We start from the raw sequence: 25,061 nt of genomic DNA, 5'->3' as shown, positions 1-25,061 counted from the left end.
CCTATTCATTGGTTATGCTACAGAATCATTTCGTATTTTGGTGAGTAAGAAATTTATAGTGAGTGATTTTCCTACTCAATAGAATTAACATTGAAAATGTCTTCTTGATTGACGCAATAGGTGCATTGATCACTGCACTAATGGTCGGAGTTGTATTGCCATACTTCCAATTCTATATCGGGATGCCCATTCATGTTTTAAGACTATTGGCAGTGGCAGGACTGATGTTCGCCGTATATTCTTTTACCTGTCATTTTAGCAAACTAAAATATCCAAGTTCTTACCTCAAAATCATTGCGCTACTGAACCTATCCTACTGTTTGGTAACCCTTATCATGATTGTAATTCACAAGGCATCATTGACCTATATCGGATATACTTATTTCATTATAGAAATTATCATCGTATTGATACTGATCAACATCGAATGGAAGATGAGTACTTCCTTAAATCGTAGTGAAATTAAATAAGTCCAGGGTCCAGTCATAGTCACCAAATTCGAGTTCTACATCAGTATTAGGGATAATGTCGAACTTTTCCAATATCTCTTTAGAACCGCTTTTCCCGCCGAAATCTCCTCTGAACCAACTCATCAACGGAGTGGTGATCACCTTATCTTCTTCTTCTTTATATTCACTTACTCTGGTAAGATATTGCTCCGTTATTTCTTCTAAATCTTCATTGATGGTCTGATCATCATAGATGGCCACTGGCGGACATGACTTGGCACCACAATTCAAGGCAAAATGGATACGATAATCTCTATGATCAGTTCTGAGTTTACGTTCCCACTCTGAAACGAACCATTTGCTAAAATAACCCCATGATAATTTAAGGACCGAGCTTCTGATGACACCATGCTCAATATCATCAAAGCTTACATTTTTTCCGGCAATCTTTATTTGATCTGCTTTGAAGAATTCGCCACGATCGTCATATTTGCCAGGAGCATCCTTGAGTATATCCATAATATATGCATTGTAGATGTTAATCCAGAAAGCCAGTCGTTTTCTGTCAGTATCTATCTGGGAGGCAAGCTTATCAAGATCAATATCAGCCAAAACCTTCTTATATTCTTCTGTGGGTTTTTTATCTTGCAGTGCTTTTAGAAAGTCTTGTGATAACTTTATCATATTGTCTTCATATTGGGCAGTCAAGCTTGTGAAACTAACAAAAACTGTAAGAATTGCTGTACAAATATATTTTCTCATAGAAATCTATCTTTTTAATCAAGTACGTAAATGAATAGGAAATCGGATTGTTCGTTTAATTTTTTGAATAGATGATAAGTGTCATAGTCCCTACCTTTAATGAAGAAGCCAATATATGTGATTTGATTCAACATATTCGTTCTTGTAGGTCAGGTGAAGATATTGAAATCATCATCTGTGATGCCCCCACTTCGGAAGACAAGGGATGCAAGTCAGCAGAAAAATTGGGAGTAAAAGCAATCAAATCGCCTAAAGCTTCCAGAGCCTTTCAAATGAACTACGGAGCCCAACATGCCGATCATAATATTCTTTATTTTCTACATGCGGATGCGCGTCCCCCTGCTAACTTTATTGTCAAAATTCAGGAAGCTTTGGCAGAAAATCAATTTGGAATTTTTTCTTATAAATTCAATTCATCGAAATGGATGCTCAAAATGAATTCTTTTTTTACGCGATTCGATGGATTATTTGCGGGAGGAGGAGATCAATCTTTATTTATTAAAAAGCAAAATTTTCAGCACTTAGGTGGTTTCAATACAAAGTGGAGAATAATGGAAGACTTCGATTTCTTTAGAAGAGCAAAAAAGACCGGACTGAAATTTACCATCATCAAGGAACCTCTGGTAGTTTCTGCCAGAAAATATGAACGAAATTCATGGTGGAAAGTAAATTATGTCAATTTTTCCATATTTATACTTTACCTCAGAAAGGGCATACAAGCTCAAGACAGAATGATCGACTTGAATAGAAAACTACTTTAATGCGAAAGCTTCGAAAGAACGCTACTACTTATAAATTTCTGACCTCATCATTCCCATTTTATTCAGCAAATGTATGACGGATACTCTTAATACTCCTAATCCGTATTTAATGGATCGTGGAATATTGATGGAACTCGCTTCCTCGAAGTACTTGGTAGGACAAGTGACCTCACCTATATCAAAACCCTTAAAGATGATTTGACTTAGCATCTCATTGTCAAATACAAAGTCATCGTCATTGGCATTAAAATTAATGGAACGCAAAACATCATCACTAAATGCCCTGTATCCAGTATGGTATTCTGAAAGTTTGTAATTGATCATCAGATTTTGGATGAAAGTCAAAAGTCGATTGGCAACATATTTGTACCAAGGCATACCTCCTTTTAACGCCCCCTTTCCTAATATTCTCGAACCTAAAACGACCGGATACAATTCTTCGCCAATGATGTTGACCATAGAAGGTATGAGTTTAGGGGTATACTGATAATCGGGATGGAGCATGATTACTATGTTGCCACCCAGGTCGAGGGCCTTATTGTAAAGTGACTTTTGATTGCCACCATACCCTTTGTTTTTTTCATGACTTATGATGTGTTTGATGCCCAGTTCCTTGGCCTTTTCTACCGTATTATCTGTACTCGCATCGTCACAAAGAATAACTTCATCTACCAGATCGGAAGGAATTTCAGCCACCGTTTTTTCAAGTGTAGCTGCAGCATTATAGGCTGGCAAAACAACGACAACTTTCCTACCTTTGTACATTTACAGCAAATTATTAAAGTAGGATACAAACTCATCAAAAGGCATGGTCCCTTTATCGCCCTCTCCTTGAATTCGGACTCCGATGGTATTACTTTCCACCTCTGTTTCCCCTATAATGAGAAGAAAGGGGATTTTTTGAAGTTCGTTGTCCCTGATTTTTTTGCCAATGGTTTCATTTCTTTCGTCTATAAAACCTCTAATATCGTGAACAGCAAGTCGCTCGACCAGTTCTTTGCAATAAGGTAGAAAAACATCAGATACTGGTATGATAACATATTGGTCAGGAGTAAGCCAAAGTGGAAACTTGCCTGCTGTGTGTTCAATTAATATGGACATAAATCTTTCCATGGATCCAAATGGTGCGCGATGAATCATAACTGGACGGTGCGGTTTATTGTCAGCTCCTATATATTCCAGTTCGAATCTTTCAGGAAGATTATAATCAACTTGAATGGTACCCAATTGCCAGGATCTGCCCAAGGCATCCCTTACCATAAAATCGAGTTTAGGACCGTAAAAAGCCGCTTCGCCCAATACTGTGGTGGTTTCCATATCCACCTCCTTTGTAGCCTCTATGATCGCGCGCTCGGCAGAATCCCAGTTTTCCACAGAGCCAATGTATTTTTCCGGTGTGTCGGGATCCCTGAGAGAAATTTGAGCTGTGTAGTTTTCAAAACCCATTTTCTCTAATACTTGCTTAGTGAGAGCCAAAACGGATAAAAACTCACCCTTGACTTGTTCTTTTGTACAAAATAGGTGGGCATCGTCTTGTGTAAATCCTCGTACTCTGGACAGACCGTGAAGTTCACCGCTTTGCTCATATCTATATACTGTGCCGAATTCCCCTATTCTTAATGGTAATTCTTTGTAGGACCTGGGACGATTGGCAAAAATTTCACAATGATGAGGGCAGTTCATGGGTTTAAGTAAAAATTCCTCACCTTCCCTTGGGGTTTTTATAGGTTGAAAGCTGTCTTCGCCATATTTTTCGTAATGGCCTGAAGTGATGTAAAGCTCTTTCTGTCCAATATGGGGTGTGACCACCATTTGATAACCTGCTTTCTCTTGCTGCTGTCTCAGGAAATTTTGCAACCGCTCCCTGATCTGTGTACCCTTGGGCAGCCACATAGGTAAGCCGGATCCGACACGCTGCGAAAACATGAACAATTCAAGTTCCTGTCCCAGTTTTCGGTGGTCTCTTTTCTTAGCCTCTTCGATTAATGCTAAGTGTTCTTTTAATTCCTTCTGTTTAGGAAAAGTTACACCGTAAATCCTGGTTAGCTGTTTTCTCGTTTCATCACCCCTCCAGTAAGCACCGGCAAGGCTGGTCAATTTAACCGCCTTAATAGGTCCGGTGTCTGGAATATGTGGTCCTCTACATAGATCGGTGAAATTCCCCTGGGTATAGAATGTGATCTTGCCATCTTCCAGACCTTCTATCAATTCTAACTTATATTCGTCGTCTTTATCTTTAAAATAAGCTACAGCTTCGTCCTTGGGAACTTCGGTTCTAACATACCCATTTTTTTCTCTTGCTAATTCTAACATTTTATGCTCAATGCGAGGAAGGTCTTCAGGGGTCAATGTTTCTTGACCCATGTCAACATCGTAATAGAAACCGGTTTCTATTGCAGGTCCAATTCCGAACTTCGTGCCGGGGTAAAGTGATTCCAAGGCTTCAGCCATTAAGTGAGCACTTGAATGCCAAAATGTTGTTTTACCTTCCCTATCCCTCCACGTAAAAAGCTTGATTTTTGCATCTTCAGGTATGGGTCTGGTAGCATCCCAAATTTCACCATTGACCTCTGCAGAAAGTACATTTCGGGCTAATCCCTCACTGATAGATTGAGCAATCTCTAATGCAGTAGTCCCTTCCTCATACTGTCTGACATTCCCATCCGGAAAGGTAATATTTATCATATAATCTCTTTTTCTAAGATGAAAAAGCAAAATTAGGATTTTTATGGGATAAAAAAAGTCAGGCAAACATATTATGATTGCCTGACTGAAGTGTTAAAAACCTTGGCTACGCGGGGGGTAACCTATTGTATAATGACAAACTTTTTTACAAGGTGTTCATCATGGTGTTCAATGTAGAGATAATAAACACCTGCTTTGTATTCTTTCAGGTCAATGTTTAGTTCATTGTTGCCTTTTTCTCCTCTCATCTGATCGGCATATAAATTTTTACCTTCTGCGTTAAATAGACCCAATTGAAACTCTCCAGGCTCTTCCAGTGCAAAATGGACATTCAGTTGGTCAGAGGCTGGATTTGGGTAAATATTTAAATCAGATACTGACAATGGGCTTGCTTCCTGGGTAAAATGTTGCTTTTCTGTCCATGTTTCTGACTGACAACCTATAAGAGTGATGTCATCCAGATAAATTTGATCACTATTGGCACTTGCGTCACATCTGAATCTAAAGATTGAATGCGTATCGGTAGTCTCTTTAATCGAAACAGTTACAGTATCTAAAACATCGTTTTGAAAGTCTGTTCCACTTACCCATACTCCAATCGTTTCAAAGGTCAAACCACCGTCGGTACTTAGCTGCAACCAAAAATCCTCATCCTTTTCCATGCTCCTCGCATAGAAAGCAAATGATAATTCCAACTGCTCATAACTACTAAGATCAATGGGATCACTGGTCAAGACGGATTGGGCTGTATTGTCTCTTAATCTGATGGATCGATCACCGGAACTGGCATAAGAACTGTTACCATATAAGGCACAATCACTGCCTCCATCATTCCATATCCCAAAACCTTGTTCAAAGTCTTCAGAATCAATGACAATCATCGTACATGAATCAGGAGGACATGGATTACAAACTGTTCCACCACAGTCAATTCCTGTTTCATCTCCGTTTTGATTATCATCTTCGCAAGTACTTGCGATGGTCCTTTCTACACAAAACTGGACACTGTCAGATGTTGTAAAATTTCCACCGTATCCAACTATGGTATCAGCCACTGTTATATAGTAGAAGCCTTCGCCGAAATTGCAGCAAATGCCATCGCCATATGCATCAAAAATATTGAATTGGTAGCAGCCATTGACCAGGAAAAGATCGGTAATCACCGTTGATCCGTCTGGCTCTGTACCATAGTCTCCACCCGAGGCTACAACAATTCCAGTGGAATCATTCAATGTCCAGGTGGTCTCTTCCGGATAGTTGTCTAAAATGATGACAATTTCTACATCTGAGCCGGCACATGGGCAGGGAACACAGAGCGGCCCTCCACAGTCTATTCCTGTTTCTTCACCATTTTGAATTCCATCTGAACAAGTAGGGCCGGGTGGACAGGGGATACAATCAGGTCCGCCGCAATCAATTCCAGACTCTTCACCATTCTGAATTCCATCATAGCAAGTTGGATCTATAGGTTCGCCACATCCCTGACTGTTTAGTAAGGAAGCTCTGGCACCACCAACTTCAAAAAGTGCTCTCATTCTATACTTCTGACCTAAAGTAAAAAGGTTCATACAACCATCATCTGAATAATCCATATAGTTTTGAAACATATCGGCCTGATCATTACCTCCTTCGTTGCATGAATTCGGTCCTGGATAAATACATGGTGAACCGGTATAATTGGGACCACTGGACCGCGGTGTGTCGCTAACAAAATCGTCGCTGCTGCAATTTCCGTCGCCCCAAATGTGTCTGAGATTGAGGTAGTGACCAACTTCGTGAGTCATGGTTCTTCCTCGGTCAAATGGGGCTATTGCCGTACCAATGTCCCCAAAGTATCGATAGTCGTTAACGATTCCATCAGTTGCGGGAGACCCACCCGGAAATTGGGCATAGCCAAGCACACCATCTCCGATGTCACAGACCCAGACATTCAAATATTCGGTTGCCGGCCATGGATCTTTTCCACCACTTGAAAATGACTTCACATCGTCGTTGGTGCCAAAACTAGCTTTGCTTGTGAAAGTTCTGGTAATACCACTGGTAGGATTCCCGTTTGGGTCCACAGTAGCCAGACAAAATTCAATTTCTATATCAGATGCGACAGGCAGAAATTCACTTGGTGTATCCACTGCATCGCTGTTCATGCGCCTGAAATCCTCATTCAAAATTCTTATCTGAGAAAATACCTGCTCATCACTGATATTTTCGACAGGATATTTATGCACCACATGCACCACTACTGGAATGGTGATTAAAGATGTAGATCGAAGTCGGGCCTCTTTATTCAAAAAAGCTTTGGTAGCCTGTTCGATCTGATGTATTTTTTGCTGCAGTTTGGGATCTTCCTGTAAATGTTGTTCTAGAAGATCCATTGAACCACAATTTCTTTGGGCGTTCGTGTTAAAAGAGCAGAGGGTAACTATGACCAATAGGAATAGAAGTCTTCTCATCTCTGAAAGTTGGTTGATAAAATCACACCATTTGAAGTGGTGTACGTTCCTGAAAAGAAAGGCTTAAGTGTAGGAGGGAGCGCTAATATATAAATAATTTTGGCGCGGAAAAGCAGTTTTGCAAAATAAAAACAAAAATAATCTTACTAGGACAATTATAAATATGTTTATATTACTAAAATAACAAATATTAATTTTTTCAATATGGTAAGAATTTATTAGCGCCTGAAGGAAATTTGTCATTTTTTGTAATTACTTTGGCTTTAGAAAACAATTGGAAACGATGAACATAGGATTTCTTAAAGGGACAAGTGATGCAAAATGCCCCATTGCTCCTGATCTAATACGTAAGTATGATGGGATAGGTGTAAAAATTTTAGCTGAACATGGGATTCAGGAGGCGGCACATTTTGATATCTCTAAATACGATGGGGTAGAATTCGCAGAAAGAAGCAAAATATTAAGTGATTCGGAAATTGTGTACAGTTCAGATCCATTAAGTCCGGAGGAATTGGCTCAAATCAAACCTGAAGCACACTTTATTTCATTACTGGAACCATACAATAAACCTGAAGTTGTCGCCCAAATGGAGAAGTATCCATTTAAAACTTTCAGTATGGATATGATTCCAAGAACGACACTCGCCCAATCTATGGATGTACTCAGTTCTATGGCATCAGTGGCAGGCTACAAAGCAGTATTAAAGGCAGCAGAAATGCTCCCCAGATATTTGCCTATGATGATTACAGCTGCAGGAAGTATAAAACCTTCGAAAGTATTAGTTATAGGAGCAGGGGTCGCTGGTCTTCAAGCCATTGCGACAGCCAGGAGATTAGGCGCCATGGTGGAGGCTTTCGATGTAAGAGCAGCGTCAAAAGAAGAAGTGGAATCTCTGGGAGCAAAGTTTGTAGAGGTGGAAGGTGCAGCTGATGATAAGGACGCAGGCGGGTATGCAGTTCAGCAATCTGAAGAGTTTATTCAAAGACAACAGGCAGAAGTTCAAAAAAGAGCGGCTAATGCTGACATAATCATCACTACTGCTCAACTAAGGGGAAGACCTGCACCCAAATTGGTCCTGAAGGAAACGGTTGAAAAAATGAAGTCAGGTTCTGTGATCATAGATCTGGCCTCTTCCACAGGTGGCAATTGTGAAGTTTCTATAGATGGAGAAACCATCGTACATTCCGGGGTGACGGTCGTAGGAAATTCAAGTCTTGCAGATCATATGATTCAAGACTCCTCCATCCTCCTAAGCAATAACATTTTCAATTTCGTCAATATCATGGTCAAGGATGGTCAGTTACACTATGACGAAGACAACGAAATCTTAGCAAAAAGCAAAATTTAACCAATGGAACAATTAACACAGTTTATAGGAGCTAATCTTATATACATATACCTGATTGCCTTTACAGTATTATTGGGCTTTGAGGTCATATCGAAGGTGCCTACCGTATTGCATACACCTTTGATGTCAGGTGCCAATGCCATCAGCGGAGTAGTCATTATCGGAGCAATTATTTTGATTAGAACTGCAGAACCTGATGATATGATCAGTTTGGTTTTCGGAACACTGGGTATTATCCTGGCCATGATCAATGTTGTGGGCGGATTCACAGTGACTGATAGAATGCTGGAAATGTTTAAGAAAAAGAAAAAGGCCTAGATATGTATAAGACTTTACTAGATGTTGGATTTTTATTGGCTGCGATTGCTTTTATAACCGGACTGAGAAGATTAAGCACACCTGCAACTGCCAGAAAGGGAAACATATTAGCCGGTATCGCCATGGTGGGTGCCATAGTTATAGCTCTAATTTACCCGCTAGGTGGAGAAACGCCAGCAGTAAATTATGGCTGGATTGCCGGTGGCATGCTCATCGGTTCTGCCATAGGGTGGATGGCTGCAAAAAGGGTTCAAATGACAGCAATGCCCCAGCTGGTTTCGATCTTTAATGGACTTGGAGGTGCATGTGCTGTTTTACTTGCAGTACTTGAAATGTTTAAGGCTTCTGCCGACTACAAGTTGGGCATAGCGATTTCCGTTTTCACGCTTATCGTTGGAGCAGTTTCTTTTACAGGCAGTATTTTGGCTTACCTTAAACTCGACGGTAAGGTCAGAGACAAAAATGTCATTCTTCCAGGGCATACCTATATCAACCTGATTTTGCTTGTTGCGACACTTGTGATAGCAGTGCTTTATACGATGGCACCATCGCAGGCTTTATTAGTTGGTTTGATCATTCTTTCCTTAGTCTATGGATTTTCCTTTGTTGCTCCTATTGGCGGAGCAGATATGCCTGTGGTGATTTCTTTGTTGAATTCTTTGACAGGTATATCAGCTGCAACTGCGGGATTTATTTATGGTAATCAGATCATGATCATTGGTGGTATTTTGGTAGGTGCTTCAGGTACCATTTTGACCGTACTGATGTGTCAGGCCATGAATCGGTCATTGCTCAATGTTATCATCGGTGGGTTTGGGAGTGCCGGCAGCGGTTCAAGTGCCGGAGATTCTATGGATGGAAAGGTAGCAAAGGAGGTGTCTTCCTATGACGCGGCAGTAATGCTCAATTACAGCACCTCGGTGATGATCGTACCAGGATATGGATTAGCAGTGGCCCAGGCTCAAAAGGTGTGTAAAGAACTGGACGAACTTCTGGCGGAAAATAATGTCGATGTTAACTATGCCATACATCCGGTAGCTGGTCGTATGCCGGGACATATGAACGTCTTGTTAGCTGAGGCAGATGTTCCCTATTCTAAGTTGAAAGATCTGGATGAAGCGAATGCGATGTTACCTGCCACAGATGTTGTCGTCATCGTAGGTGCTAATGATGTGGTCAATCCCTCAGCATTAGATGATCCTGGAAGTCCAGTCTATGGAATGCCTGTATTAAAAGTCTGGGAAGCGAAGAATGTGATTATAATGAAAAGAAGCATGAGCCCTGGATATGCAGGTATTCAAAATCCACTTTTCTTCAACGACAATTCTTCTATGTTTTTTGGAGACGCAAAGGATAGTATTAATAAATTGGTAGATGAAATTAAGTCTTTAGGATAGGAATGATAAAAGCGGTCATTTTCGATTTCGGCAATGTGCTATATGAATTAGACTTTGACCTGTTTTACAAAAATTTTTCTGATTTACTAAAGATTGATGTTTCGCCGGGTTTCCCTGAAAAACTTCAAAGGTCTATAGTGGCTTATGAACGAGGAAAAATCAATACAGAAACCTTTATATGGAATTTTCAACATTATACAGAAGGTGAGATTGATGCTCTGGACGTTATTAAAGCCTGGAACTCTCTTTTGAAAGGGTTTCCTCAAAACCGTTGGGAATTCTTAAAGCAATGGGGTCAAAAATATAAGCTTTACCTACTCAGTAATATCAACGAACTTCATTTATCAAAAATTTATCAACACATGAAAACGGAACACGGTCAGATTGACTTCGAAACAAAATATTTTGATGCGGTGTTTTATTCTCACTTAATCGGAAGGTCCAAACCTGACATTGACATCTATCAATATGTAGAAGAAGGCCTGGGTTTAAAAGGTGAGGAGATATTTTTTGTGGATGACAGAATGGATAACATAATAGCCGCGCAGGAAAGAGGATGGTCGGCAGTATGTCATGATCCTGGAAAAGATATCGTGGATTTATTTAAGGATTATATTGAGCCACATTTGCAATGAATTTATTTGACGACAAGGTTGAAAAAATGAGAAGGTACTGTCTGTTTACAGATCGGTGCCATAAAGAAGTGCGTTCTAAATTACTGAAAGAAAATATCTATGGAGATGAACTGGAACAAATCATGGCTATTTTAATAGAAGAAGATTTTCTGAATGAGGAGCGTTTTGCGAAGGCTTATGCAAAAGGAAAATTCAAACAGAACAAGTGGGGAAAGAAAAAGATACAGATGGAGTTAAAGCAAAGGGGATTGTCCGATTACTGCATCAGAAAAGGATTTGAGGAGATCGATGACGATGACTATGATGAGATGATCAGAAGTTTATGGGAAAAGAAGTGGGATCAGACCAGGGAAAAAAATGAATATAAAAAACGACAGAAAGTAATGAATTACATGATGGGCAAGGGATATGGATATGAAGAGGTAAAAATGGCGATTGAAAATGGCATTTAATCTTACATCAAAATATGAACCTACTGGAGATCAACCGGATGCGATCAGACAATTGGTTAAAGGGTTGAACGATCACGAAGAAGCACAAGTACTTCTTGGTGTTACAGGGTCTGGTAAAACATTTACAGTTGCCAATGTCATACAAGAAGTCAACAGACCAACATTGGTATTGACTCATAATAAGACACTCACCGCTCAGCTCTATGGCGAGTTTCGGGAGTTCTTTCCCGATAATGCAGTTGAGTATTTCGTATCGTATTATGACTACTACCAACCCGAGGCATACATGTCAGTTTCCGATACTTACATTGAAAAAGATCTTTCAATTAACGAGCAGATCGATAAGCTTAGATTGAGAGCGACTTCATCTCTTCTGTCAGGCCGCCGAGATGTTATCATAGTCGCATCAGTGTCTTGTATCTATGGTATGGGAAATCCCGATGATTACGAGGGTTCCATCATCAGAATTAAGCAAGGTGAAACCATTTCCAGAAATGCGTTTCTCTACAAATTGGTCGGAAGCCTTTATTCCCGTTCTGATATTGAATTTAAGAGAGGGACGTTTCGTGTCAAGGGAGATACGGTAGACATCAACCTGCCCTATTTGGATTATGGATACAGGGTTACTTTTTTTGGTGACGAAATCGAAACGATTGACAGGTTAGAAATTGAAACTGGAAAGCGGATAGAAAGTATGAATGATGCCGCGATTTTTCCCGCTAATTTGTATGTGGCCAATAAAGATAGGCTACAGGAAATCATCAGAGCCATTGAAGACGAATTACACCGACACGAGAAGTTTTTTGAGGCGGAAGGCAGATTTTTAGAAGCAAAAAGAATTAAGGAGCGGGTCAATTTTGATCTGGAAATGATTAGGGAGTTAGGCTATTGCAATGGAATAGAGAATTATTCACGATTCTTTGATGGTCGGCAACCGGGTACCAGGCCCTTTTGCTTGCTGGATTACTTTCCTGAAGACTATTTAATGGTCATCGATGAGAGTCATGTGACTATACCCCAGGTAAGAGGCATGTGGGGCGGTGATCGGGCGAGAAAGTTGAATCTGGTCAACTATGGATTTCGGTTGCCTTCCGCGATGGACAACAGGCCATTAGCTTTCGAAGAATTTGAACGCCTGGTGCCTCAAGTGATATATGTCAGTGCTACCCCGGGAGATCATGAATTAGAGCATACAGGAGGTGTCATCGTGGAGCAGGTGGTAAGACCCACGGGATTATTGGACCCGCCGATAGAAATCAGACCTTCGATCAATCAGATAGATGATCTGCTGGATGAAATAAGCAAGAGGATTGAAAAGAATGAAAGGGTTTTAGTGACTACTTTGACCAAAAGAATGTCGGAAGAATTAACCAAATATCTGACGAAATTAGAGGTTAAAACAAGATATATCCATTCAGAGATTGATACTTTAGACAGGGTAGAGATATTAAGAGATTTGCGACTCGGAGAGTTTGATGTGTTGGTGGGCGTAAATTTACTTCGCGAAGGGCTTGACCTACCGGAGGTGTCGCTTGTTGCCATAATAGATGCGGATAAGGAAGGATTTTTGAGAAATGAACGTTCATTGACCCAAACGGCCGGAAGAGCCGCCCGGAATGCCAATGGCATGGTGATTTTTTATGCAGATAAGATCACAGATTCCATGCAGCAAACCATTGATGAGACTAACCGGAGGAGAGCCAAGCAGATCGCTTATAATGATAAACATGGCATCACACCACAGACCATATTTAAATCTCGCGAAGATATTTTGGCCTCTAAGTCTATACTTGACATTAAAGGTAAAGTCCCATCCAAGGCATACATCGAACCATCAGAGGCGTCTGTTGCTGCTGATCCGGTGGTGAATTACATGTCGAAAGATCAACTCAGTGATCTGATTATGGCTACGGAAGCTAAAATGAAGAAAGCTGCAAAGGAATTGGATTTTATTTCGGCTGCTCAATACAGAGATGAGCTGAATGCATTGAAGAAGAAAAGGAAGGCGAGTGTTTGATATTACAAATGCACACAAACCTAAATTCGCAATTAAAACCACAAATGGTGTTTTTTTCATGCTAGCTCTATTCATCATATTATCATTTCAGAGTTGCACATTTTTGACTACGATCGATGTCCTTCCAATATCCTCAGATTCTATTACAGCTTATATGGAGCAAAAGGAATATGTAACCATTCAAGAAAAAATGGGAAAAATGTATTTGATAGAAAATCCTCACTTAAAAGATGGATACATTGAAGGAAACTTGAGTCCTGTTTTAAAACCAGATCATCCCTTGAATAAAGAATGGTTTGCAAGAAGTAATTCCAACAATGCTCAAGAATTCTTACATCTTCGCACTAATTTATCTCTGGAGCGCGGACAATATAAAATTCCTTTTACTACTATAACCGCTATACAGGTACATGAAAAAGATTTTGTGGTCAGTGCGATTTCATTTTATGGAACAGTGGGAGTGGTTGTAGCAATTGCGATTTTAGCTTACTCTCAGTGGGCATTCTAAATTTTATTTAAAATCCTGCATATGACCGCTTACAAATAAGATCCTGCTTTTCCGATTTGAATTTATTGCCTCATGAATTTTGCGTGTCAATGATTTGATTGGCTACAAATATGTTAATACCTGTACTTGACAATATAGTTGGTATAGTCAGGTCTTGCAAATTTTATTTGCAGTTATTGATAAAACTTTATGGTCCGTAAATTATTGAAAATGCTGATTTAATTAAAGCTCAACTTTTTAATTCTGTGCCAACACTTTACCTCCTTTATCCACAATAAAATTCCAAGGCTCATCATAGCAGTTACTTCCGACATTCTCACCTTCGCAAAACTGTCGCTTTCCCTTGATGGCAAAGTTCCCATTATTTAGTTCCTTAAAGTAATACCCATATTCATTAAAAAATCCACCGTAGGTCTTCTCCCAAATGATCTCACCTTCGTCGTTGGTTTTCACAAGATATAGATCGTTGTTCCCTTTTCCATATGAAGATGTGGTTCCTATAATCATAAGTCCCCCGTCATTGGTTCGATCGAAAGAACCTATGTATTCATATCCACTACCACCATAAAACTTCGTCCACAAAATCTGACCAGAAGCAGTTTTTTTTGTCAGTAAAATATCACCATTCTGTTTTTCTGGATCTTGATTTTTACGGTCTATTTCGATGGTGCTGCCACCAAAAAATTGAATAGATTTTCTACTGACATCAGCATCAGAAATTTCGAATGCAGGAGTAGCTTGCTGAGCTGCAAGGAAAGTAGAAAGTAAAGTCGCAAAGAAGAGAATGTAATTTTTCATTTTAATCCATTTTATTTCTAACATATACGCAGCAAATTGGTTCTTGGATCACATTTAACACTAAAGATTAATCTTTATCAGTGCTTAAACTCAAACCTGGTCAGACTAGTAGTTAGGGCACTTAATCCAATATATTCATTTCAAGTCCAAACTTAATGGAGAAGCTTTCCCCAAAAAACTTAGTATTGTATAATTAAGGTCATATTTAGATTGAAGTTATTTATCTTTGCCGCGTGCAAGTAAAATCCCGACTATCCGATTTCGAATTCATTGCCTTAATGGCTTCTTTAATGTCAATGGTTGCATTGACCATTGATGCCTTACTACCTGCCCTTGACATCATCGGAGAATCAATCGGAGTAACACAAGCTTCAGATAATCAGCTGCTGGTCACCATGATTTTCCTTGGATTAGGTGTAGGACCAATGATCTTCGGTCCACTTTCCGATTCCTATGGGAGGAAGCCTGTGGTCTACTTCGGATTTGGCATATTTGTGATTGCGAGCTTGATCTGTGTTTATGCACCCAATCTTGAATACATGATAGCAGGGAGGATTCTTCAAGGTATCGGTTTATCTGCGCCACGGACTATCGCCATTGCCATAGTAAGAGACAAATACAGCGGTGATCAGATGGCGAGAATCATGTCATTTGTCAGCGTAGTATTTCTTCTGGTACCAATAGTAGCTCCGGCAATAGGCAAGTGGATATTAGATGCGGCCAACTGGGAAAGTATATTTTATATTCAAGTATTGACCGGAGTATTGGTCATGATTTGGTTTTGGAAACGACAACCTGAAACACTTAAGGAAAAAAATCGCATTCCCGTAAGATGGAAGGTATTCACCAATGGTTTTAAACAAGTATTGAATCAGAGAATCACCATGGGATACACCTTTGTTTCCGGTTTTATTTTTGGCTCTTTTATGGTTTACCTGAGTACATCCCAGCAAGTATTTGAAGAACAATATGGACTGAAAGAAGAATTTCCTTATTTGTTTGCCGGCCTGGCGGTAGTCTTGGCCATTTCGATTTTCTCGAATGCCAACCTGGTCTTAAAATATGGCATGCGGAGGATGGTAAATTTGGCGACCATTAGTTATTTTATCAGTTCCCTGGCTTACGTTGTATTTTATTACAATGAGCCTAACCCCGCGATTTACGTTCTGCTTTCCTTTTTTGCTGTTCAATTCTTTGCAATTGGATATTTATTCGGGAATCTTAGAGCTCTGGCCATGGAGCCAGTAGGTCATATAGCAGGAATTGCAGCCGCGATTACCGGACTAATTTCTACCCTTATGGCAGTACCCATCAGCACGTACATTGGCAAATTCGTGATGGGGTCAGTTTATCCTTTATTTGTTGGATTCCTTGCAAGTTCCTTGATTTCACTATCTATTATAGGTTACTTACAAATTCGACATAGAAGAGATGTGCATACGGTACCCGCGACAGAATAATCTGTCCGATATCAATAAAAAAAGCCCTACACACTCTGCTCATGTGTAGGACTATCTGAGAAATAATTAAGTATTAAGATTACTTCTTATAAATTTATCTTGTCGAAGGTGAATCCCATTTCCGAATAGGAATCTAAAACCTTCGGGAGCGCATATTGAAGTTTTTCCAACGCTTTCACATTATCGTGAAAAACCACTATACTTCCCTTTTTCGCATTATCCATAACATTGTGATAACATTGCTCATTTGAGATGCTATTATCAAAATCTCCACTCAATACATCCCACATGATAATCTTATAATGACGCTGCAGAAATTGAGCTTGCGTGGGCTTTATTCTGCCATAAGGTGGTCTGAAAAATTTAGAATTTACTAAGGATGCACAGTATCTGATATTGTGAAAATATGAGATGTTATCAGTCGCCCAGCCACTAAGGTGGTTAAAACTATGATTGCCCACCGCATGACCTTCTTCCTGTATCCTTAGAAATATTTCCGGATGCTTTTTAATATTATCCCCAACGCAGAAAAAAGTGGCTTTGGCGTCATATTTTGCCAATTGGTCCAATACCCAGGGCGTTACCTCAGGAACTGGGCCATCGTCAAAAGTCAGGTGAAGTTTCTTTTCAGCCGTAGGCAGTCGCCAGACAAAGTTTGGAAACAGTGACTGGAAAAACTTAGGCGTTTTAGCCAGGTACATAGACATGGTGCAGTGTATTCAAGGGTTTATAATAATTTGCATTTCAAATCTAATAAAAAATGTGGAGCTAAAACGTTTTTAGTATGCTTTTTGTAACTTATATAGACTTAAATTATGTGATAAAGCAAATAAGTTGCTACTTGCGACATATTAAATAAAAATATAATACAATAATTGCTGATATGGATAAAGTTAGAGTGAGATTTGCACCAAGTCCTACAGGTCCCTTACACATCGGAGGTGTGCGCACAGCACTGTACACTTATTTAATCGCGAAGAAAACAGGAGGTGCATTTGTGCTCAGAATTGAGGATACGGATCAAAACAGGTATGTTACAGGTGCTGAGGAATACATCATAAAAGCATTGGAATGGTGTGGAATTTCACCTGACGAAGGGCCGCATGTAGGTGGTGATTATGGTCCTTATCGGCAATCAGAAAGGAAGGATATTTATAATAAACATGCAAAACAGTTGGTAGAGCAAGGAAAAGCCTACTATGCTTTTGACACAGCCGATGAAATTGAAAAAATGAGAGAAAGGTTAAGCGAGGAAGGACAACATGCACCCAAATACGACTATTCCAGTAGAATGAGCATGCGAAACAGCCTGACACTTTCAGAAGCGGAAACGAAGAAACTACTTAAGGAGAGCGATGATGTGATTATAAGACTCAAGGTCCAACCAAATGAAGAAATCATTGTCCATGATATCATCAGAGGGGAGGTCAGATTTAATTCATCAGAATTAGATGATAAGGTTTTACTGAAAGCAGATGGAATGCCAACTTACCACATGGCGAACATTGTGGATGACCACCTTATGGAAATCACACATGTTATAAGAGGTGAAGAATGGCTACCTTCTACAGCACACCATGTGTTACTCTACAGAGCATTTAAATGGGAAGATACCATGCCAAAATTTGCACACCTTTCATTGCTTTTAAAGCCTAACGGAAAAGGAAAGCTAAGTAAAAGGGACGGTGCCAAATTTGGTTTTCCAGTTTTTCCTCTTGCGTGGCGAGGCGAGTCCGAAGAAGACAGCTTCAAAGGTTTCAAGGATTACGGGTTTGATCCTGAGGCTACGGTGAATTTTCTGGCATTTCTGGGATGGAATCCGGGAACGGAGCAGGAAATATTTTCGATGAAAGAACTTGCTGAAGCGTTCAGTTTGGATCAAATTGTAAAATCTGGTGCGAGATTTGATATAGATAAAGCGAAGTGGTACAATCAACAATACATTATCAATAAGGATAATAAAGAGATTGCCCAATACTTAAAGAAGTATAATGCTGAAAAGTATTCAAATGTGGATTTAGATTACCTGGAGAAGGTGGCTGAATTAATGAAGGAAAGAGTTGAACTATACAGTGACTTTTACGAAAAGGGAAAATTTTTCTTCGAGGAAGTAAGGGAATATGAAGAAAAAATGATCCGAAAAAAATGGAAAGATCATCGACCGGAAAAATTTAATAGGTTCACTGGTGTATTGACAGAAAAAGACTTTACAGCATCCAAAATAAAATTGGCTCTTGAAAGCTATATGGCTGATAATGAGATGGGTTACGGTGATATCATGCCATTTTTAAGACTTGCAGTTTCAGGAACGATGCAAGGTCCGGATCTTTTCAAAGCCATGGAAGTCATTGGTAAAGAGAGGGTTCTAAAACGTCTTGAGGAGGCCTTTAATCGTTTTAATAACATCGTTTCTGAAAAGTGAGCATAGTTTTTGATCATATTAGAATAAAATATTAAGTAAAATATATTTCATGCCTAAGAAAATGAAAAAGAAGGGGAAACCCATCGTTCATGAAGAGTTAGACGGCTTCGATATCAAAGTCAATGAATTTGGACAAATTCAGGGCAATTTTAAAATCGACGAACTGAATCAATTTTTGAATAAGAACGTAGAGGATAAGAAGCTGAAAAGCGACGAGGAAGAATAATTCCAGGTAAGAAATATCATGAAAAAATTTCATGAGAACGAAACAAAGACTAAGCCTTTTTTGGATTACTACACTTATCTCCATTAATTTTCTTAATGGACAGATTACTTTTATCAATCCTCCCTCTGATACTACCGTAACTTGCGAGAATATCATTGCATTTCCCGAGCTTCCTGAAGTCACAGATGACTGCCCGGGAGATCCTTTTATTTTTATCAATGATTCCAGTACGAAGTCAAATGCGACAGATACCTGTGCATTCTATGAATATATCATTACACGCAAGTTCAGTGCGATGAACAGCTGTTTTGATACCACTATTTACATTCAGACCATAACAGTCATTGATACCATACCGCCCGTTTTTCAAGTTCCACCTCCAGTCACTGTAAATTGCAGTGAACTTAATAATCTTAATATTACTGGAAATGTGACCAATCAGGTTGACCAATGTGGAGGAAGAATACAAGCCATTTATAATGATGAATTCAAAAGTGTCAGATGTGACAGTACCATCACCAGGACCTGGATCGCATCAGATGTTTGTGGCAATACCAGTACCGGAATACAAGCAATTACCATTATTGACGATGTGCCACCGACATTCGTCGCTCAACCAAGAGATATCAGTGTGATGTGTAGCATGACGCCTAATCCTTATTTGGTTTTTAATGATTGGGTCAGAAACATGGGTTATGCTTCTTACACTGACGCCTGTAATGAGGTCACCTCAACTTTTGCAGCAGTGCCAGGGAGTTATGATTTGAATGACCCATCCACGTTCCCTGGAGTGCATCCGGAAGGCCTTAACCCTCCTGAGTGTGGCGTAATTGACGGCGCAATTCAATTTGAAACGGTTGATTTCGTAATTGTAGACGCTTGTGGGAATGCATTTGCCCAGGCAGCTTCCTTTTTCTATGAAGATGATATTTTCCCAACGCTCACCAACTGTGAACCGGATATCACCGTCAATATTGATGGATCAGATTGTTTCACCACCATAAATTATGCCGTTCCTAGTGGTTTTGATAGTTGCGGGATCGAAGATCTGGAAATCATATTTTCAGACATCAAAACGATTACTTCTTCCTCACCGGGCGATCCGGATGTAGTGGTCAATGATGTCAATTTTAGACTTGGACCCTATGGACCTGAAATTGAGTTTGTCGAGGAAAATTACTTTACCGTCAATCTTAATAATTTTGACGGAAACGATGCTGGTGAAACCTTTGTTTTCTTGGATGAATCAGGCAGTCCTATTGGCATTTCTCAAAATACAGATGAAGAGTGTGGTTCTGTCTCCTTTGAAATTGGCCCTTTTTCTAAACAGACCGTTGATCGCTGGGCAGAGGATCAATACATCAATTTTAGAATGGTCCCTAGTGTAAATTCTAACCCTTCTGAAAGTATAAATGATATATGTTCTGCGAGTTCAGCTGAAATAAGACAGGTTCAGATCATTAAAAGTCAAGTGGATTCGGTTCAGATGTTTTTTAGTCTGGATGATGATACCTTTACACCGATCAATGATCTAACCATCGATGTTGACCTAAATGCAGGGCCACATGTTGTAAAATTTATGGCTCAGGATTGTGCTGGCAATAGAACTACCTGTCCACAAAGAGTCACCGTTCGAGACGGCAGGTCACCCCAGCTCAATTGTGGGGTTAGCAGGCAAGTAGAGACCAATCCGGGTTTATGCGGGTTTTCACTTCCTCTGAGTGAAATTGCAATCATAAATAATCCTTGCGATGAAGAAATTAGTATTTCTGTTGAAATAGAAGGTGCTATGAACGCGCTCATAAGAGGGAATTATGACGCACTTCTGGATAGCACTATTATTTTTCCTATTGGCTCTTCAATAATAAATGTAGAAGCCCTTGACTTTTCTGGTAACCGATCGGGCTGTTCTTTTAACATTGGCATTGAAGATAATGAATTACCAATTGCAATTTGTGAGAATATTGAAGCTGAGGCAGTCGCTGTGGCGCTGGAACAGTTTTCGGTCAATCCTTCTCAACTTGCAGGTAATAGCACTGATAATTGTGGAATCAGGAACATCGTCATTGAAAATAATGATTATACGTGTGACGATCTGGGAAGCACTTTTACTAAAAATGTATTGGTTTTCGACAACTCTAATAATGTTTCCACATGTGAAAGTACTTTTACCATTGTTGATGCACCTGTTCCTATCAGCTATACTGTTGGAATCTGTCCGGAAGATTCATTAAAATTCTTCCTGAACATACCGAAAAGAGATCAATATGTTTATGATTGGAATGGCCCTCTTGGTTTTAAGAGTGTACTAGCCGAACCTTTTATTCCCGAAGTGAGTGCAGTTCATGAAGGTTTGTACACCCTAACGATCAGAAACGTCAATACAGGTTGTGAATCGACTGCATCTATTGAAGTTCTTATCGAAGATATCAAAGAGCCTGTGATTGTCACTGATGAAATAGGTTGTGAAACGATACCGCATTTGTTGTCTACAGATCCGATTCCCGGCGTGAATATCAGGTATGATTGGTATGTCTTTAGTGGTTCAACAAGAAGTTTACTGACTTCATCTGACACCTCTTTCGTGAGAGTGCCTTTAACACCCGGAACCTATAAGCTAGCAGTGGTGATATCCAACGGATTCTGTGAATCACGACCTTCTAATCGGATTGATGTTGAAATAAGAGAGAGTCCAATAGGCGCTATTTGTACCAATTTAATAGAAGGCTGTATTGGTAGACCTTTAGAGCTGTGTGTAGATGATCCTGAAGAACAATTCATCATTAGGTGGTTCGGGCCCAACGATTTTTATTCTGAGGAAGAAAAGCCCATGGTGACAGATTCCTTTACTGCAGAGTTTTCGGGAGTTTATAAGTTGGTCATTGAAGACAATTTATGTATTACAGATACACTGACTACTTCCGTTACGACCAATATGACTCCGGATAAACCAGCAATCATAGGAGACCGATTATATTGTTCTGGCGATACCATCGTCCTGACCAGTTCGATTGGAGAAGTAGGAGACGTATTTATATGGCATAGTCCCAGCGGCACCATAAGAAATAATCAACCAACTCTGATGATTCCCAATGCAGGAATGAATTTTAATGGCCTATGGCAACTTAGTATAGAGAGGGGACCTTGTGAATCAGAAAGGAGTGAGCCATTATTACTGGATATAGAGCCGGTTTTTTTATTTGATATTACGACAGACAGGACTCAATGTGTAGGTTCGAAGGTGACCTTAACCACCACTGCTCCTCCCGAGTCTATGTTTCAGTGGGAAGGGCCAAATGGATTTTTTTCTAATGAATTTAATCCTGTAGTTGATATAGAATCAGGTACATATTTCGCAACTGTTACAACTCGAAATGGATGTACCTATTTTGATAATATTACCATGAATACGGTCGTCGTACCCGATATATTTTCGGTAGATGTTTCGGAAGAAGGTCCTTGCCTTGACCCTAATTCGTCCGTGACCATTATTCCTACTTTAAGCCAATCTGCAGATGTTTTTTACGAATGGACAGGACCTCGGGCCAACACTTCGAGTTCATCCCTGACCATTGACAATTTTGAGGAAGTAGACAACGGGGTATATAGTGTAAAAGTACTGAATGGAGCATGTGAGTCTGAGCTGTTTACTTTTGGATTGAATTATATCATCAGTCCGGATCAACCAACTTTGGATACTGATCCAGTCGCATGTATTGGAGATTCTCTCTTTCTTGGTACGGCTAATTACGGTGTGGGTGCAACTTACAGTTGGAATACGCCCTCTGGAATATTGGAGACCAATGATAATCAACTTGAACTGGGAGACGTAGTACCGGAGCAATCTGGTAATTATGCGGTGGAAGTGACTATTGGAGAGTGTACATCCCCTGTAAGTGAGATTGTAGAAATCACTGTGAACGAGAATACGTTCGTACCTACAATTTTAACAACAGGTAACCAATGTTTGCAATCTGATTATAAAATATATGCAGATCTTAGTGGTGACTTGACGTTAGAATGGGAACTTCCGGATGGGAATCAAATCACTGCCGACACCATTCATTTAAACTTACAAACTTCTGATGCCGGAAATTACAGAGTGAGGTCATTGGCAAATGGATGTCCTTCTGAGTGGTCTGGTATTTTAAACATAGACGTTGCCGATCCGCGGGATGGACTTTCATTATCGACTGACTTCATCTTCAGTTGTAATAACGATGATTCTGGCCTGGAATTTTGTGTGGATGATAATGCAGGACTTCAGGGAGAGCGTTACAGATGGTTTTTAGGTGACATGCTCATTGGAGAGTCAAGTGCCAATTGCTATCAAGTGCAGGATCCATCCATTTTCAGGTTCGGCTTCAATGAAGTGACACTTCAGATAGTGTATAATGGTTGCGAAGTAGAATTTGATGAAGTGCTAACGCTTGAAATCGAAAATGTACGAAACATTGATTTTGACGCAGGGCAGCCTCAACTGTACTGCGTTGGGCAAGAATTAATCATGAATGCAGATGAAGTAAACACGGCCAAGCTATCTGCCTTTTGGTCTGTTGATGCCGGGGTCGAAGTGGATGATATTAAAGATCCCATGGCTACTATAACTGTACTGGAAGATCTAGATTCCACATATGCGGTTTGGAACATTGAACACATAGAATGTGGGGTTGTATTCAAAGACTCTGTGATTTTACGACAAAAAGTGAAGCCACTGCCGGTGAATGACACATTAGTGATGGAATCCAATGAAGTGACTTTTAATCCACTGGAAAATGATATACTCATATCTGGTAACAACTATGAAGTAACTGAGGTCTCAGAGCCCAGATGGGGTAGGGCAACCGTAGCGGGTGTTGCAATTTCTTATACTGCAGATCCTAAATTCATTGGAGGAGAAATTAAATTTAACTACACCGTTTGTGATGATGCCTGTGAAGTACTGTGCAATGAAGGTGAAGTGATTTTATTTTACAATGCAGAGTCCTGCAGAGGGAATAATGTTCTTACACCCAATAATGATGGAGCTAATGATCGGTTTGTCATTCCCTGTGTGGCAAATGAAAACTTACCCAATAGCTCTTTAGTGATTTTAAATGAAGTGGGGAATACCGTGTATGAGCAAAGCCCTTATGACAATTCCTGGGATGGGACTTTTAATGGGGAACCACTCTCAGAAGGAACATATTATTACATTTTCCGGAAAAACGATGACGCCACGGTCGTTCAGGGATTCATATCTATAGAACGCTAATATGAAAAATATAATAAAGATTCTGAGTTTTATCTTTCTATGTCAAGGTTTGAATGGGCAACTCGAGCTTCCATATGCTTCATCTATCTTACATGGAAATTATATCAATCCGGCGCACGTAGATCGGGACAGTGTTATTCACTTTACTTTTCTAAACAGAGAGCAGTGGAATGGTGCTGTCGGCACACCAAGCTCGCAGGTATTAGGCGCACTGTTCCCTTTAGATGAAAACAGTAAATTAGGCGCCAATATCTTTCGAAATGCTTCGGGAGTTCAAAGTAGATTTACATTGGACATGAATTATAGTTATCTATTGAGAGTCAATGAAGCGCGGTTGAGGTTTGGTCTTGTGGCCTCTTTCCAGCAAGGAAAAAAAGACTTTACCAAGCAAAATGTATTGCTTATAGATCCGCTCGAATCTGATCCTGTCATTGAAGAAGGCATATATTCTTTTACCAGTTTTAATACAGGGATAGGCATGCACTACAGGAATGGCATATTTGGTTTTGGTATCAGTTTGCCAAGATTACTGGCCAATCGGATTGGTTTGTTTGGAAGTGACAAGGTAAGTAATAATACCCCTTTGTTTGCCAATGTGACTGTTAATGCTCCAATTGGTAGGGGGTCGACGTTAAAAAACCGTTTGCATCTGCAGTTTGATAGCGACCAATATTCACTATTACAGTATTATATCGCTTATAATTATCGTGGCCAGATGGATGCTGGTGTTCAGTTGAATTCTCAGATTACCAATGGATTTGGTTTGCAATCCATAGATTTTTTAATTGCCCTTGCTATTCACAGGGATTTTTCTTTGGGGCTGTCTTATGGTGTTCCTTTGAGTCCAATTAATCAGGTCTCTCCAGGTAGTTTTGAGGTATTTTTGAGCTATGCTTTCAGGAGGGATTATTAGGGGCTCGCTTAGGCTCGCTGTTGGGGCGGTCACTGCGTTCCCTGTTGGGACGGTCACTGCGTTCCCTTTTAGGGCGGTCGCGTTGCTCCCTGTTGGGACGGTCACTGCGTTCCCTATTGGGTCGGTCACTGCGTTCCCTATTGGGTCGGTCACTGCGTTCCCTTTTAGGGCGGTCGCGTTGTTCCTTGTTGGGGTGGTCAATTCGT

General features: G+C 40.0%; 20 protein-coding genes. 14 read left to right on the top strand and 6 right to left on the bottom strand.

Annotation, left to right across the window (positions count from 1 at the left end):
• Window positions 1-62: 62 nt before the first annotated feature.
• Window positions 63-470, top strand: coding sequence for a hypothetical protein (locus L2567_RS09645; protein WP_235297551.1), 408 nt, complete (start codon window positions 63-65; stop codon window positions 468-470).
• Here L2567_RS09645 and L2567_RS09640 read toward each other — a convergent pair.
• Entirely contained in the window at window positions 447-1,211 is a 765-nt protein-coding gene (locus L2567_RS09640; RefSeq protein ID WP_235297550.1) for a DUF547 domain-containing protein, read from the bottom strand. The genes L2567_RS09645 and L2567_RS09640 overlap by 24 nt on opposite strands.
• Before the next feature lie 71 nt (window positions 1,212-1,282).
• On the opposite strand from L2567_RS09640, the gene L2567_RS09635 reads away from it, so the two are divergent.
• A complete protein-coding gene (locus L2567_RS09635) occupies window positions 1,283-1,972 on the top strand; it encodes a TIGR04283 family arsenosugar biosynthesis glycosyltransferase (RefSeq protein ID WP_235297549.1) in 690 nt (229 codons plus the stop codon).
• A gap of 24 nt (window positions 1,973-1,996) precedes the next feature.
• Here L2567_RS09635 and L2567_RS09630 read toward each other — a convergent pair whose 3' ends face one another.
• The 3 genes from L2567_RS09630 to L2567_RS09620 form a co-directional block, all read right to left on the bottom strand.
• Window positions 1,997-2,737, bottom strand: coding sequence for a glycosyltransferase family 2 protein (locus tag L2567_RS09630; protein WP_235297548.1), 741 nt, complete (start codon window positions 2,735-2,737; stop codon window positions 1,997-1,999).
• Entirely contained in the window at window positions 2,738-4,657 is a 1,920-nt protein-coding gene (gene thrS / locus L2567_RS09625) for a threonine--tRNA ligase (protein ID WP_235297547.1), read from the bottom strand.
• Between the two features lie 122 nt (window positions 4,658-4,779).
• A complete protein-coding gene (locus tag L2567_RS09620; protein WP_235297546.1) occupies window positions 4,780-7,107 on the bottom strand; it encodes a M43 family zinc metalloprotease in 2,328 nt (775 codons plus the stop codon).
• A 283-nt stretch (window positions 7,108-7,390) separates the two neighbouring features.
• On the opposite strand from L2567_RS09620, the gene L2567_RS09615 reads away from it, so the two are divergent.
• The 7 genes from L2567_RS09615 to L2567_RS09585 all read left to right on the top strand — a co-directional run bounded on the left by L2567_RS09615 (window position 7,391) and on the right by L2567_RS09585 (window position 13,782).
• Window positions 7,391-8,455 (top strand): NAD(P) transhydrogenase subunit alpha, encoded by a 1,065-nt coding sequence (locus L2567_RS09615; RefSeq protein ID WP_235297545.1) that lies wholly within the window; start codon window positions 7,391-7,393, stop codon window positions 8,453-8,455.
• A 3-nt stretch (window positions 8,456-8,458) separates the two neighbouring features.
• Window positions 8,459-8,773 (top strand): NAD(P) transhydrogenase subunit alpha, encoded by a 315-nt coding sequence (locus L2567_RS09610; RefSeq protein WP_235297544.1) that lies wholly within the window; start codon window positions 8,459-8,461, stop codon window positions 8,771-8,773.
• A 2-nt stretch (window positions 8,774-8,775) separates the two neighbouring features.
• Window positions 8,776-10,170 (top strand): NAD(P)(+) transhydrogenase (Re/Si-specific) subunit beta, encoded by a 1,395-nt coding sequence (locus L2567_RS09605; protein ID WP_235297543.1) that lies wholly within the window; start codon window positions 8,776-8,778, stop codon window positions 10,168-10,170.
• Between the two features lie 2 nt (window positions 10,171-10,172).
• Window positions 10,173-10,805 (top strand): HAD family hydrolase, encoded by a 633-nt coding sequence (locus tag L2567_RS09600; protein WP_235297542.1) that lies wholly within the window; start codon window positions 10,173-10,175, stop codon window positions 10,803-10,805.
• Window positions 10,802-11,257 carry a regulatory protein RecX gene (locus L2567_RS09595; protein WP_235297541.1) on the top strand — a complete coding sequence of 152 codons (456 nt, stop codon included), beginning with the start codon at window positions 10,802-10,804 and terminating at the stop codon, window positions 11,255-11,257. The genes L2567_RS09600 and L2567_RS09595 overlap by 4 nt, the downstream gene beginning before the upstream one ends.
• Window positions 11,247-13,274 carry an excinuclease ABC subunit UvrB gene (gene uvrB, locus L2567_RS09590; protein WP_319942129.1) on the top strand — a complete coding sequence of 676 codons (2,028 nt, stop codon included), beginning with the start codon at window positions 11,247-11,249 and terminating at the stop codon, window positions 13,272-13,274. The genes L2567_RS09595 and uvrB overlap by 11 nt, the downstream gene beginning before the upstream one ends.
• Window positions 13,275-13,428: 154 nt before the next feature.
• On the top strand, window positions 13,429-13,782 hold the full coding sequence (locus L2567_RS09585) for a hypothetical protein (protein WP_235297539.1): 354 nt from the start codon (window positions 13,429-13,431) through the stop codon (window positions 13,780-13,782).
• A 237-nt stretch (window positions 13,783-14,019) separates the two neighbouring features.
• Here L2567_RS09585 and L2567_RS09580 read toward each other — a convergent pair whose 3' ends face one another.
• Window positions 14,020-14,580: a hypothetical protein gene (locus L2567_RS09580; RefSeq protein ID WP_235297538.1), complete on the bottom strand. Its 561-nt coding sequence runs from the start codon at window positions 14,578-14,580 to the stop codon at window positions 14,020-14,022.
• 233 nt (window positions 14,581-14,813) lie between these two features.
• Between L2567_RS09580 and L2567_RS09575 the strand changes: the two genes are divergently transcribed.
• Window positions 14,814-16,040, top strand: coding sequence for a multidrug effflux MFS transporter (locus tag L2567_RS09575; RefSeq protein ID WP_235297537.1), 1,227 nt, complete (start codon window positions 14,814-14,816; stop codon window positions 16,038-16,040).
• 86 nt (window positions 16,041-16,126) lie between these two features.
• Here the strand turns inward: L2567_RS09575 and L2567_RS09570 are convergent, their stop codons facing one another.
• On the bottom strand, window positions 16,127-16,747 hold the full coding sequence (locus L2567_RS09570; RefSeq protein ID WP_235297536.1) for a polysaccharide deacetylase family protein: 621 nt from the start codon (window positions 16,745-16,747) through the stop codon (window positions 16,127-16,129).
• Between the two features lie 176 nt (window positions 16,748-16,923).
• Between L2567_RS09570 and gltX the strand changes: the two genes are divergently transcribed.
• Genes gltX through L2567_RS09550 form a run of 4 tightly spaced genes read left to right on the top strand, consistent with a single transcriptional unit; the run spans window position 16,924 to window position 24,855 of the window.
• Window positions 16,924-18,462: a glutamate--tRNA ligase gene (gene gltX, locus L2567_RS09565; RefSeq protein WP_235297535.1), complete on the top strand. Its 1,539-nt coding sequence runs from the start codon at window positions 16,924-16,926 to the stop codon at window positions 18,460-18,462.
• 49 nt (window positions 18,463-18,511) lie between these two features.
• Window positions 18,512-18,688: a hypothetical protein gene (locus tag L2567_RS09560; protein ID WP_235297534.1), complete on the top strand. Its 177-nt coding sequence runs from the start codon at window positions 18,512-18,514 to the stop codon at window positions 18,686-18,688.
• Window positions 18,689-18,719: 31 nt separating this feature from the next.
• Entirely contained in the window at window positions 18,720-23,942 is a 5,223-nt protein-coding gene (locus L2567_RS09555; RefSeq protein WP_235297533.1) for a T9SS type B sorting domain-containing protein, read from the top strand.
• 1 nt (window position 23,943) lies between these two features.
• Window positions 23,944-24,855 (top strand): PorP/SprF family type IX secretion system membrane protein, encoded by a 912-nt coding sequence (locus L2567_RS09550; protein ID WP_235297532.1) that lies wholly within the window; start codon window positions 23,944-23,946, stop codon window positions 24,853-24,855.
• The last annotated feature ends 206 nt before the right edge of the window (window positions 24,856-25,061 follow it).

Source organism: Portibacter marinus, assembly GCF_021533195.1.
In the GTDB taxonomy this organism is placed as follows: Bacteria; Bacteroidota; Bacteroidia; order Chitinophagales; family Saprospiraceae; genus Portibacter; species Portibacter marinus.
This window is presented reverse-complemented; position numbering and strand designations above follow the sequence as displayed.